Origin of the sequence: Nocardioides sp. Leaf374, assembly GCF_916862475.1 — a bacterium.
In the GTDB taxonomy this organism is placed as follows: domain Bacteria; phylum Actinomycetota; class Actinomycetes; order Propionibacteriales; family Nocardioidaceae; genus Nocardioides; species Nocardioides kribbensis.
Genome location: NZ_CAKASO010000006.1, coordinates 121,024 through 133,171 on the forward strand (window position 1 = coordinate 121,024; position 12,148 = coordinate 133,171).

Sequence of the window (12,148 nt, forward strand, 5' to 3'; positions counted from 1 at the left end):
CCGGCCCCGCCCGTGTGCGAGTGCCTCCACTGTGACGGGCGGCGCCAAGCAAAGGTCGTCCCGCGACGGCTCACGGGCCCCCGGTGGTGTCTGCGCACCCCTCGATGGGGTACCAGTAAGGGTGACCACCTCCACCGTGACCAGCCCTCCTGCGACCGGCGCCCCCACGGCCGCGGCAGACCCGGCCGAGCGGCCCGTCTCCCCGGTGACGGCGCACCTGGGCGCCGACGACGTCGCGGCGCTCGCGGCCGAGCTCGACGCCCTGCGCGACGAGGTGCTGGCCGGGCGCGGGGCGCGCGACGCGGCGTACATCCGTCGGGTGATCGCGGTGCAGCGGGGCCTCGAGCTCGGCGGTCGCGCGCTGCTCGTCGTGGGCTCGCGCCGCCGGCCGGTGTGGGTGCTGGGCGCGGCCTGCCTGGCCACCGCCAAGGTGCTCGACAACATGGAGATCGGCCACAACGTGCTCCACGGCCAGTGGGACTGGATGCGCGACCCGAAGATCCACTCCGCGACCTGGGACTGGGACCACGTCACCCCGCCGGAGCAGTGGAAGCGCTCGCACAACGAGCTGCACCACGTGCACACCAACGTGCTCGGCCGCGACAACGACCTCGGCTACGGCATCCTGCGCGTCGACGAGGCCCAGCCGTGGCGTCCCCGCCACGCGGTGCAGCCGCTGTGGAACCTCGTCAACGCCGTCTTCTTCGAGTACGGCATCGCGCTCTACGACCTCGAGGTCGGGGAGACGCTGCGCGCCGGGCGGCGCCCCGACGCCGCGATGCGGGGGCGCATCGGCGACGTGCTGCGCCGCGCGCGCCGCCAGCTGCTCAAGGACCTCGTCATCCACCCGGCGCTCTCGGGCCCGGGGTGGCGCTCGACGCTGAGCGCCACCCTCGCCGCCAACCTGGTCCGCAACCTGTGGAGCCATTCGGTGATCATGTGCGGCCACTTCCCCGAGGGCGTGGAGACCTTCGAGCTCGACGAGACGCCGACGCGCGAGACGCGGGGGGAGTGGTACCTGCGCCAGATGCTCGGCTCCGCCGACATCACCGGCCCGCCGCTGCTGCACGTGCTCGCAGGCAACCTGTCGCACCAGATCGAGCACCACGTCTTCCCCGACCTGCCCAGCAACCGCTACGCCGAGATCGCGCCCCGGCTGCGGGAGGTCATGGAGCGCCACGGCCTGACCTACCACGCCGCGCCGCTGCACCGTCAGGTCGCGAGCGCCTGGCACAAGGTGGTGCGGCTCTCGGTGCCGCCGAGGGTCAGCGGGTCCAGACGGGGTCGGTGAGGATCTCGCGGGCCTGCTCGACGCTGAGCGCGGGCGCGTCGGCGGGGTCGTGCACGGTGTCGGGGCGGTCGGCGCGGGTGCCCTCGGCGACGTAGAGCTCGACGTGGCCGCCGGAGGGGTCGGCCAGGGTGGCCAGGACGTAGGAGCGGTCGGTCGGCTGTTCCCGGCCGTCGACGACGCTCCGCTCGACCTTCTCGGTGACCACGCCGACGAGCACGTCGTCCTCGGTGCGGATCTCCTCGCAGGTCTCGTGGCCGGTGAGCTCCGCGCAGGGCACCACGGCCTGCAGCGGCGCGTTGTCGCCCCCCGAGCACGGACCGCCGGCACTCAGCTCGGCCAGGCTCGTGCGTCCGCCCGGCACCCCCGGCGGCGGCAGCAGGGTCACGCTGGCGAAGTCGGCGTCCTCGCCCGACCCCTCGCCGGACCTCTTGCCGGAGCCCTCGCTGCTGACCAAGTCGCCGCCCCAGGCGCCGGGCGAGGCGTCGTCGGTGCCGCCGATGCGGGTGCCCGCGGGCAGGAGGCCGGCGAGGTCGTCGCGCACCTGCTCCGACGACCTGCTCCACCAGCCGGTGGCCGCTGCGTCGGGGTCGCACGCGGCAGGGTCGGTCTCGACGGGCGGGGTCCGCGGGGCGGAGCCGCGGCCCTCGCCCGCGCCGGTGCCCGGGCCGGTGGCGGGGTCGACGGCCACCGGGGGACCGGACGGGTCGGGCCCTCCCGGCCAGCCGTCGGCGAGGGCCGGGGCGGCGAGCGCGAGGGCGGCGGCGACGGCGAGGCCGCCGGTGCCCTGGACGAGACGACGGCGGGTGCGCTGGCGCCGGCCGCGGGCCAGGGCTGCGGGCAGGACGTCGGGGGCGCGCAGCCCGTCGACGGCGTGGGCCAGGCGCTCGCGCAGGCGGGCGTCGTGGTCGGGCTGGTGCGGGGTCTGGTGGCTGGGGTCGGTCACGGGGTGCTCCTGGGGAGGTCGTGGGTGAGGCCGGCGGGCTGGGCCGCGGGCGGTGCCGCGGAGGGGTCGGCGGGGTCGTCGGGGTCGTCGGCGAGCAGCTCGCGCAGGGCGCGCAGCGCGCGTGCGGTGCGGTTCTTGACCGCCGACTCGGTGAGGTCGAGATCGGCCGCGGTGGTGGCGACGCTGAGGTCGAGCCAGAAGCGCAGCACCACGACCGCGCGGTCGAGGGCGGGCAGCCGGGCCAGGGCCGCGGTCAGGGTGACCCGGTCGGCGACACCGGCCGGGCCGGAGGGGTCAGGCGACGCCAGCGCGGCGGCGGTGCCGGTGTCGGCGGCCCGGCCGGCCACGTCCTCCACCGGGAGCTCACCGCTGCGGCGCAGCCGCCGCTCGGAGAGGAACGCGTTGAGCAGGATGCGGTGGGTGTAGGCCACCGGGTCGTCGGTCGTGCGCAGGCGGCGCCAGCCGGCGAAGGCCTTGGCCAGGGTGGTCTGCAGCAGGTCCTCGGCGGCGTGCGGAGAGGTGGTCAGCAGGTAGGCGGAGCGGTAGAGCCGGTCGGAGTGCAGCGTCACGAACTCCGTGAACTCCGCGTCGTCTCGTCTCGCACCGCGCACGGTGCCTCCTCTCGGGTGGTGGATCGGCCTACGTGAGAGGAGACGCCTCGGCACCCCCACCCGGTCTCACGACACCGTCGGCCGGTCCCACGACGACCGCGCCGCGCTCAGGAGGCACCCGGGAAGCCGTGCTGGCGCCACGCCTCGTAGGCGACCACGGCGGCGGAGTTCGACAGGTTGAGCGAGCGGCGACCGGGCACCATCGGGATCCGCAGCCGGTCGGTCGTGCGGGGGTGCGCCAGCACCTCGTCGGGCAGCCCGGTCGGCTCGGGGCCGAAGAGCAGCACGTCGCCGGGCTGGTAGGCGACGTCGGTGTGCCAGCGGGTCGCGTGGGCGGTGAGGGCGAAGACCCGCGAGGAGGCCAGGGCCTCGCTGCCCAGCGCGGTGTCGAGGTCGGGGTGGACCACCACGGAGGCGAGGTCGTGGTAGTCGAGACCGGCCCGCTTGAGCCTCGGCTCGTCGAGCTCGAAGCCCAGCGGCTCCACCAGGTGCAGCGTCGCCCCCGTGCCGGCGACCATCCGGATCGCGTTGCCCGTGTTCGGCGGGATCCGGGGCTCGAGGAACATCACGTGGAACATGGGCGGCAGTATCCCGCGCCCGGCCGCCGAGGGGCCACGGACGCTCGGGGCGTGCGCCCGCGTGCTCAGGGGAGGGGCACGACCGTGCCCCTCCCCTGAGCACGACGACACCGCGCCGACGGGGAGGTCGCACCGTCGCGTGCGACAGTGGCCACCACGGACGGTGACGGAGCACGGAGGAGCCGGGATGCGCGTGGACGACGTGGTGCGGCTCGACCTCGGCACGTTCGTGCGCCCGGCCGAGGAGACCGGCACGGGCGCCCCTCGCGTCGAGCACGTGCTCGGCTACGTCGCGCGGACCCCCGCCGGCGTGCTGCTGCTCGACACCGGCATCGGCGACGCCGGGGCCGAGGCCGAGGGGTGGTACCGCCCACGGCGGGTGCCGGTCGAGGAGGCGCTGGCCCGCGTCGGGCTGGCGGTCGGCGACGTCGACCTGGTCGTCAACTGCCACCTGCACTTCGACCACATCGGCGCCAACCCGGCCTTCGCCGGCCGCCCGATCCACTGCCAGCGCGTCGAGCTCGACGCGGCCCGCGCGGTCGGCTACACCGCGGCCGACCTGGTCGACTTCGCCGGCGCCCGCTACGAGCTGCTCGACGGCGAGGCCGAGATCGCGCCCGGGGTGCACGTCGTGCCGACGCCCGGCCACGTCGCCGGCCACCAGTCGGTCGTGCTGGAGTGCGAGGACGGCTCGGTCGTGCTCGCCGGGCAGGCCCACGACACCGCGTCGGCCTGGTCGGCCGACGTGCTCGCCGAGCGGGCCCGGTCGCGCGGGCACACCGACCCCCTGCCCGCCGCGAGTCCGTGGCTGGCTCGGCTGCTCGCCTTCGACCCCCGACGGGTGGTCTTCGCCCATGACGCGGCGGTGTGGGTGCCCTGACCCGCGGCCGCGCGGCCTCGGCCGTGCGGCCTCAGTCGTGCGGCCTCAGCCGCGCAGGCCGACCTCGATCTCGGCGAGGGCGGCGTGGAGGTCGACCTCGGGGGTCCAGCCCCAGGCGTGGGCGCGGTCGGCGAGGATCCGGCCGGTCCAGGCGGGCTCGTCGTCCCAGACCGGCTCGACGCCGAGGGCCCCGGTGACGGCCTGGTGGTAGTCACGCACCGTGGCCGGCCCGGCGGCGACGTTGACCGGGGTGCAGCCACCGGCCACCGGGCCGGTGGCGGGGTCGTCGGAGGCGGCGACCCGGCCGGTCGCGACGTCGGCGATGAACGCGGCGAGGTCGTCGACGTGTACCCACGCGAAGCTCTGGTCGGCCACGGCGTGGCGCGCCTGCTCGTCGTCGCGGACGGCGGCGGGGCGCAGCGCGTTCCACACCGAGGAGTCGCCCTCGCCGAGGATGGCCGGCGGGCGCACCAGCACGCGGGTCAGCCCGTCGGTGGCGGCCAGCGCGGCGTCGGTGTCGCGCTTGGTGACGGGGTAGTCGCCGGCGTCGTCGTCGACCAGCTCGGAGGACTCGTCGACGTCTCCGCGCCCCGGCGAGCGGTCGTAGACGGCGGCAGTCGAGACGTGCACGAGACGGTCGACCCCGGCCGAGGCGGCCGCGCGGGCCACCACGGGGGTGCCCTCCACGCCGATCTCGTGCTGGGTCGCGCGGTCGCTGCCCATCGGGTGCACGGTGGTCACCACGGCGAAGGCGCCCTCGACCGCCGACGCGGCGAAGGCGGGGTCGGGGAAGTCGCCGACCCGCTCCTCGACGCCGGCCAGGTCGGGGGCCGTGCCCGCGCGGCGTACGACGGCACGCACCTGCGCACCCCGCTCGACCAGCGCCTCGCACACGCGGGCGCCGACGAGGCCGTTGGCGCCGGTCACGACGACCACGGGGGAGTCGGGGGCCTGCGTCGAGCCGGAGGACTGCGGGGCATCAGGGGTCGGGGTCATGCCCTCCACCCTGGCACGGAGCCGCCGCCCGCCCCAGGCGCTGAGGGGTGAGGGCGGCCGGAGGTGACGGGTCAGGACCGGCGGGCGAGGAACGCCGAGAGGGCCACGCAGACGACGAGGCCGACGGCGCCGACGTCGGCCAGCAGTGGCAGCACGAGCACGGCCGCCACGAGCAGCACCGGCACGGCGAGCGCGCCGGGCACGACGTAGCCGAGGGTGCGCGAGCCCTGGACGCCCGGGGCGGGGCGGGTCGGCCCGTCGGGCCGGTCGTCGGGCCGGTCGGAGGGCCGGTCGGAGGGCATGCGACCGACCCTAGCCCCGGGCGCCGGCCGCGACGGCGCGGCGCCCGGGGAGGGATGCGCTCAGCGCAGGGCGAGGGAGCCGGAGAGGCCCGGCTCGAAGTCGAGGCCCTGGTCCTCGGCGATGCGCTCGTCCATCGCCTTGGCGACGTCCTCGGGCCACGGGCTGGTCTTGCGGGTGCTCATGTCGATGTGGAGGAAGATCTCCTCCATCACGTAGCTGACGCGCTGCTCGGTGTCGTCGAGCAGGTAGACCACGACGTGGGCGGCGCGCTCGGAGCGACCGACCAGCCGGACCCGCGCGGAGAGCCGGTCACCGGTGCGCAGCTCGGTGAGGTAGGTGAGGTGGTGCTCGGCGGAGAAGCAGGCGTGGCCGTGGGCCGGCCAGTTCTGCGGGATGCCGAGGCTCACCAGGGACTCGTCGAGCCCCTCGCTGGCGATGCCGAGGTAGTGCCGCACGTTGAGGTGTCCGTTGACGTCCTCGAACGCGATCGGCACGGGCTGCTCGGTGTAGGCCGGGAGGGCGACGAGCTGGTCGTAGGTAGGCAGAGAGGTGCTCACACGTTGCGACGATACTGCCCGCCGACCTCGAAGAAGGCCTCCGTCACCTGTCCGAGCGTGCAGACCCGCGCGGCGTCCATCAGCACGGCGAAGACGTTGTCGTCGGTGACGGCCGCCGCCTTGAGACGCGCGATGGCCTCCGCGGCCTCCTGGGAGTGCTCCTGGGAGAAGCGACGCACGCCGCTGAGCTGCGACTCCTTCTCGGCCTCGGTGGCGCGGGCGAGCTCCACGTGGACCGGCGTGCCGTCGGTGCCGTCGCCGCGCTCGGGCTTGCGGAAGGTGTTGACGCCGATGATCGGCAGCGAGCCGTCGTGCTTGCGGTGCTCGTAGAGCATCGACTCGTCCTGGATCCGGCCGCGCTGGTAGCCGGTCTCCATCGCGCCCAGCACACCACCGCGCTCGTTGATCCGGTCGAACTCCTCGAGCACCGCCGCCTCCACCAGGTCGGTCAGCTCGTCGACGACGAAGGCCCCCTGGAGCGGGTTCTCGTTCATCGCCAGGCCCCACTCGCGGTTGATGATCATCTGGATCGCCAGCGCCCGCCGCACCGACTCCTCGCCCGGGGTGGTGACGGCCTCGTCGTAGGCGTTGGTGTGGAGGCTGTTGGCGTTGTCGTAGATGGCGATCAGCGCCTGGAGCGTCGTGCGGATGTCGTTGAAGTCCATCTCCTGGGCGTGCAGGGAGCGACCCGAGGTCTGCACGTGGTACTTCAGCTTCTGCGAGCGCTCGCCGGCGCCGTACCTCTCCTTCATCGCCACCGCCCAGATCCGGCGCGCGACGCGGCCGATCACGGTGTACTCGGGGTCCATGCCGTTGGAGAAGAAGAACGACAGGTTGGGCGCGAAGTCGTCGATGTCCATGCCGCGCGCCAGGTAGGCCTCGACGTAGGTGAAGCCGTTGGCCAGGGTGAAGGCGAGCTGGCTGATGGGGTTGGCCCCCGCCTCGGCGATGTGGTAGCCCGAGATCGAGACCGAGTAGAAGTTGCGCACCTGGTGCTCGATGAACCACTCCTGGATGTCGGCCATCATCCGGAGGCTGAACTCGGTGGAGAACAGGCAGGTGTTCTGCCCCTGGTCCTCCTTGAGGATGTCGGCCTGCACGGTGCCGCGCACGCTGGCCACCGCGTGGGCGGCGAGGGCCGCGCGCTCCTCCTCGCCGGGCTCGCGCCCCTCGCGCTCGCGGAAGGCGTCGACCTGCTGGTCGATGACGGTGTTGAGGAAGAAGGCGAGCACGGTGGGCGCGGGGCCGTTGATCGTCATCGAGACGCTGGTCGTGGGCGAGACCAGGTCGAAGCCGTCGTAGAGCACCTTCATGTCGTCCAGCGTCGCCACGCTGACCCCCGACGTGCCGACCTTGCCGTAGATGTCGGGGCGCTCGTCGGGGTCGCGGCCGTAGAGGGTGACGGAGTCGAAGGCCGTGGACAGCCGCTTGGCCTCGCCCTCGGCGGAGAGGATCTTGAAGCGGCGGTTGGTGCGCGCGGGGTCGCCCTCGCCGGCGAACATCCGCGCCGGGTCCTCCCCGTCGCGCTTGAAGGGGAAGACGCCCGCGGTGAAGGGGAAGTGGCCCGGGAGGTTCTCGCGGCGCCAGAAGCGGACCAGCTCGCCGTGGTCCTCGAAGGTCGGCAGCGACACCCGTCGCACCTTCGTGCCGCTGAGCGACTCGCGCGTGAGCCGGGTGGTGATCTCCTTGTCGCGCACGCGGGTGACCTGCTCGTCGCCGGCGTACGCCGCGACCACACCGGGCCAGGCCTCCACCTGGTCGGCGACCTCGGCCGGCAGCGCCTTGCGGGCGCGCTCGAGCAGCCCGGGCACGTCGCCGTGGTCGCCACCGTCGAGGGAGTCGAGCTCGGCGGAGACCGCCTCGAGCCGCTGCACCCGGCGGGCCGCGGCCACCAGCTCCTCGGTGCGGGCGTGGTAGCCGCGCACGGTCTCGGTGATCTCGGCGAGGTAGCGGACCCGCTCGCCGGGCACGACCTGGCGGATGCCCGAGGAGTGGCGCACGTCGACGGCGGGCAGCACGCCCTCGCCGACCGGGAGCCCCGCCCCGCCGAGCAGGTCGCGCAGGTGCTGGTAGAGCGCGGTGACGCCGTCGTCGTTGAACGTGGCCGCCGAGGTGCCGAAGACCGGCATGTCGTCGGGCTGGGAGCCGAAGGCCTCGCGGTTGCGGACCAGCTGGCGGCCCACGTCGCGCAGCGCGTCCTTGGCGCCGCGTCGCTCGAACTTGTTGATCGCCACCACGTCGGCGAAGTCGAGCATGTCGATCTTCTCCAGCTGCGAGGCGGCGCCGAACTCCGGCGTCATCACGTAGAGCGAGGTGTCGACGAAGGGCACGATCGCGGCGTCGCCCTGGCCGATGCCCGGGGTCTCCACGATCACCAGGTCGAAGCCGGCGGCCTTGACCACGTCGATGACGTCGCCGAGGTGGTCGGGCAGCTCGTGGGCGCCGCGCGTCGCGACGGAGCGGAAGAAGACGCGGTCACCGTCGAGGGAGTTCATCCGGATCCGGTCGCCCAGCAGGGCGCCGCCGCCCTTGCGGCGGGTCGGGTCGACGGCGATGACGGCCACGCGCAGCTTGTCCTGCTGGTCCACGCGGAAGCGGCGCACGAGCTCGTCGGTGAGCGAGGACTTGCCCGAGCCGCCGGTGCCGGTGATGCCGAGCACGGGGGAGCGGTGGGCGCTCGCGGCCTGCTGGAGCGCCGCCAGGGTCTCGGCGGGCAGCCGGCCGCTCTCGGCGGCGGTGATCGCGCGGGCGATCGCAGCGCGCTCGCCGCCGACGACCTGGTCGGCGGTGACCTGCCCTGCGGCCCACAGGTCGGTGTCGCAGTCGGCGACGACGGAGTTGATCATGCCGACCAGGCCCATGCGCTGGCCGTCCTCGGGGGAGAAGATCGTGACGCCGCTGTCGCGCAGGCGCTGGATCTCGTCGTGGACGATGACGCCCCCGCCGCCGCCCACGACCTTGACGTGACCGGCGCCCTGGGCGCGCAGCGACTCCACGAGGTACTCGAAGTACTCCACGTGGCCGCCCTGGTAGGACGACACCGCGACGCCCTGCACGTCCTCCTCGAGCGCGGCGTCGACCACCTCCTGCACCGAGCGGTTGTGGCCGAGGTGGATCACCTCGCAGCCCTGGCTCTGGAAGATGCGCCGCATGATGTTGATCGAGGCGTCGTGGCCGTCGAAGAGGCTGGAGGCCGTGACCAGCCGGACCGGGTGGGACGGGACGTGGAGCTCGGGCACGGAGGTCACCTCGGGGTGTCACGGGGCGACCGGGCGGCGTGGGCCGGGGCCGGCGCCCGAAGATAGTTGGACGTCCTACTAATTGCCCACGATAGCCGCCCGGACCCCGTCGGTCGAGGGTGCGTCGGCCCCGGTCGGCCCTGGGCGTGCGCCGGGTCGTGCGCCGGGTCGTGCGCTCAGTCGACGCGGTCGCCGCTGCGGGCGCGCAGGGCGGCCAGCAGGCGCGAGAGCGCACCGACCTGGGAGGGCGGCAGCCCGAGGGACTCGAAGACGTCGCGGTTGAGCCCCGCGGTGGCGGTGGCGGCGATCGCGCGGCCGGCGTCGGTGAGGGTGGCGAGCACGATGCGGCGGTCGCCCTCGCCGCGCGAGCGCTCGACGTAGCCCTGCCGCTCGAGGCGGTCGACCGCGCTGGTGACCGACGTGGGGTGCACCTGGAGCAGCGAGCCCAGCTTGGTCATCGGCAGCCGTCCCGCGGAGGTGAACGACAGCAGCTGGAGCACCTCGTAGCGCGCGAAGGTGAGGTCGAGCGGACGCAGCACGGCGTCGATGCGCTCCATGAGCAGCTGCTGCACCCGCACCAGCGACGTCACCAGGGCCATGCCGTCGGCGGCGTCGTCCCACCCGTGGGCGACCCACTGGCGGTGCGCCTCGCGGATCGGGTCGGTCGTCACGCGGCTCAGTCTCCCGCACGCGGCCGGCGCCGCCGCGCCGATCCCATCGCTGATCCCGGCCCGGAGCCCGGCGACGGCGCCCCGGACGATCCCAGCCGCCTCCTCAGCGCCGGGGCCAGCGACGAGCCGAGCGAGAGCAGCAGCGCGGCGAGCACGGCGACGACGACGGCCGTGGTGGTGTCGGCGAGCAGCGAGCCGCCGGCCAGGCCGATGGCGGCGTAGACGACCGCCCACAGGGTGGCCGCACCGACCGCGGCGCTGGCGAAGCGCCGCGCGGGGTAGCCGGTCAGCGAGGCCACCAGCAGCACGGGCACCCGCCCGCCGGGCACCAGCCGCGAGACCAGCAGCGTGCGCAGCTCGTGCTCCTCGATCGACTCGCGCAGCCGGTGGAGCCGGGTCTCGGGGTCGTCGGGGCGCAGCCACCCGACCCGCCGCGCGAGGGGCTCACCGGCGCGGCGCAGCACGGCGTAGGTCGTCACGTCGCCCACCCAGGCGGCCGCGCCGCCCACGGCGACGACCAGCGGCACCTCCCACAGGTGCGAGTCGGCCGCCAGCACCGCGGTGGCGCTGACGGCGGCCCCGGTGGGGAGCACGGGCACGACCGCGCCGACGGCGACCACGCCGAAGAGCACCAGCAGCGCCACCAGGCCGAAGTGGTCGGCGCTCACCGGACCGCCCTCACAGGACGACCCGCTCGGCGGGGGAGGCGAGGACGGGCCGGGCGCTGCCGGCGCGGGCCAGGGCGTCGGCGAAGCGCCGGCCCGGGGTGACGAAGAGGCGGTGGTGGGTGGCGCGGTCGACCCGCTCGAGCCCGACCGGCCAGAAGGTGCCCCAGTGCACCGGCACCGCCCAGCGGGCGCCGACGCGGCGCACGGCCTCGGCCGCCTCGTCGGGGTCCATGTGCTCCTCGCCGAGGCTCGGCCCCCACCCGCCGACCGGCGGCAGCGCCAGGTCGACCGGCGCCACCTCGCGCATGTCCTCGCGCAGCCCGGTGTCGCCGGGGAACCAGAACGACGCCGGTGCGGGGGCGGTGGCCCCGGCGGTGGTCCCGGAGGTGGCCCCGGTGGCGGGCCCGGTCACGCGGAAGCCCAGCGCCGGCGGCCGCTCGCGCGCCCACGGGTGGCGCCGGCCGTCGTGGGTGGCCGCCAGCACCTCGACGTCGACCCCGCCCACCCGGTGGGTCTCGCCGGGGGCGACGCCCAGCAGCCGGTCGCCGAGGTCGGCCAGCAGCCGCTCCCCGCCGCGCGGCACGACGACCGGCACGTCGGCGGCGAAGCGTCGCAGCGAGGGCAGGTGGCAGTGGTCGAGGTGCAGGTGGGAGACGAGCACGACGTCGGCGAGCGCGGCGTCGGCGGGCGGGAGCGGCGTACGACGGCGCAGGTGCACCAGCCGCCCGGCCAGCAGCGGGTCGAGCGCCACGCGGACCCCGCCCAGCTCGACCGTGGTCGACGCGTGGCCCCACCAGGTGACGCCCAGGCGCACCGGACCCGGGGCGGGGGCGCTCATGCGGTCCCCCCGACGGGCCCGGCCGGCCCCGCCGAGCGGGTGGGGGAGTCGGCGCGCAGCCCGAGCCGCTCGAGGCGCGCGACCAGCGTGCGGTGCACGTCGAGACCGGTGAGCGGGGTGGTGGGCACCTCCCAGTCGGCGGGGTGCAGCAGCAGCGCCTCGGTCTGCCAGCCGCCGAGCCCGCCGTGGGAGCCGACGAGCTCCTCGAAGGCCACGACCTCGCCGAGGGCGGGGTCGTGGGCGCCGAGCACGACGAGGTCGCCGACGTGGTCGCGGCGCTCGAGGTCGAGCAGGTCGGCCGCGGCCCGCGGCCCGTAGGTGGCGAGCGGGTCGGCGCCCTCGCCGTCGACCACCCCGTGGCCCGGCCGCAGGACGCACCAGCCGCCGGGCCCGTCGACGCGCAGGTCGCCGTCGCGGCGCCCGGGGGCGGAGAGCCGGGTCACGACGCCACCGACGCCCGGGTGGGCGGCCAGGCCCGTCACCAGGTGCGGGTGGAGGGCGGCGAGGTCGTCGTGGGTCAGCCGCCCGGGGCGGTCGGTGCGGTAGACGTGGGCGAGGCCACCGGAGACGGCG

12 protein-coding genes and 1 pseudogene are annotated in these 12,148 nt (G+C 75.2%); 2 read left to right on the plus strand and 11 right to left on the minus strand.

What is annotated here, in order from left to right:
• Positions 1 to 121 precede the first annotated feature (121 nt).
• Complete coding sequence (locus LPA27_RS04820; RefSeq protein WP_324251240.1) at positions 122 to 1,291, plus strand: acyl-CoA desaturase; 1,170 nt, start codon at positions 122 to 124, stop codon at positions 1,289 to 1,291.
• Here LPA27_RS04820 and LPA27_RS04825 read toward each other — a convergent pair.
• The 3 genes from LPA27_RS04825 to LPA27_RS04835 form a co-directional block, all read right to left on the minus strand.
• Positions 1,266 to 2,234, minus strand: coding sequence for a hypothetical protein (locus LPA27_RS04825; protein WP_228941703.1), 969 nt, complete (start codon positions 2,232 to 2,234; stop codon positions 1,266 to 1,268). The two genes, LPA27_RS04820 and LPA27_RS04825, sit on opposite strands and share 26 nt — an antisense overlap.
• On the minus strand, positions 2,231 to 2,845 hold the full coding sequence (locus LPA27_RS04830; RefSeq protein WP_228941704.1) for a SigE family RNA polymerase sigma factor: 615 nt from the start codon (positions 2,843 to 2,845) through the stop codon (positions 2,231 to 2,233). Before LPA27_RS04830 ends, LPA27_RS04825 begins: the two co-directional genes overlap by 4 nt.
• Positions 2,846 to 2,952: 107 nt before the next feature.
• On the minus strand, positions 2,953 to 3,423 hold the full coding sequence (locus LPA27_RS04835) for a tRNA (cytidine(34)-2'-O)-methyltransferase (RefSeq protein ID WP_193665649.1): 471 nt from the start codon (positions 3,421 to 3,423) through the stop codon (positions 2,953 to 2,955).
• Between the two features lie 187 nt (positions 3,424 to 3,610).
• Here LPA27_RS04835 and LPA27_RS04840 point away from each other — a divergent pair, with 187 nt between their 5' ends.
• Positions 3,611 to 4,303 carry an N-acyl homoserine lactonase family protein gene (locus LPA27_RS04840; protein ID WP_228941705.1) on the plus strand — a complete coding sequence of 231 codons (693 nt, stop codon included), beginning with the start codon at positions 3,611 to 3,613 and terminating at the stop codon, positions 4,301 to 4,303.
• 45 nt (positions 4,304 to 4,348) lie between these two features.
• Here LPA27_RS04840 and LPA27_RS04845 read toward each other — a convergent pair whose 3' ends face one another.
• The 8 genes and pseudogenes from LPA27_RS04845 to LPA27_RS04880 form a co-directional block, all read right to left on the minus strand.
• Entirely contained in the window at positions 4,349 to 5,299 is a 951-nt protein-coding gene (locus LPA27_RS04845) for an NAD-dependent epimerase/dehydratase family protein (protein ID WP_228941706.1), read from the minus strand.
• 71 nt (positions 5,300 to 5,370) lie between these two features.
• A complete protein-coding gene (locus LPA27_RS04850; protein WP_056863293.1) occupies positions 5,371 to 5,601 on the minus strand; it encodes a hypothetical protein in 231 nt (76 codons plus the stop codon).
• 60 nt (positions 5,602 to 5,661) lie between these two features.
• Positions 5,662 to 6,159, minus strand: a complete 498-nt coding sequence (locus tag LPA27_RS04855) for a thioesterase family protein (RefSeq protein ID WP_056863294.1) — start codon at positions 6,157 to 6,159, stop codon at positions 5,662 to 5,664.
• Positions 6,156 to 9,398: a fused isobutyryl-CoA mutase/GTPase IcmF gene (gene icmF, locus LPA27_RS04860; protein WP_056903301.1), complete on the minus strand. Its 3,243-nt coding sequence runs from the start codon at positions 9,396 to 9,398 to the stop codon at positions 6,156 to 6,158. Before icmF ends, LPA27_RS04855 begins: the two co-directional genes overlap by 4 nt.
• 176 nt (positions 9,399 to 9,574) lie before the next feature.
• Complete coding sequence (locus LPA27_RS04865) at positions 9,575 to 10,069, minus strand: MarR family winged helix-turn-helix transcriptional regulator (protein ID WP_228941707.1); 495 nt, start codon at positions 10,067 to 10,069, stop codon at positions 9,575 to 9,577.
• A gap of 5 nt (positions 10,070 to 10,074) precedes the next feature.
• Positions 10,075 to 10,737, minus strand: coding sequence for a DedA family protein (locus tag LPA27_RS04870; protein ID WP_056863296.1), 663 nt, complete (start codon positions 10,735 to 10,737; stop codon positions 10,075 to 10,077).
• A gap of 10 nt (positions 10,738 to 10,747) precedes the next feature.
• Positions 10,748 to 11,575 carry an MBL fold metallo-hydrolase gene (locus LPA27_RS04875; RefSeq protein ID WP_228941708.1) on the minus strand — a complete coding sequence of 276 codons (828 nt, stop codon included), beginning with the start codon at positions 11,573 to 11,575 and terminating at the stop codon, positions 10,748 to 10,750.
• A pseudogene (locus LPA27_RS04880) lies at positions 11,572 to 12,148 on the minus strand (hypothetical protein); the annotation flags it as partial. The gene LPA27_RS04875 and the pseudogene LPA27_RS04880, both read right to left, overlap by 4 nt.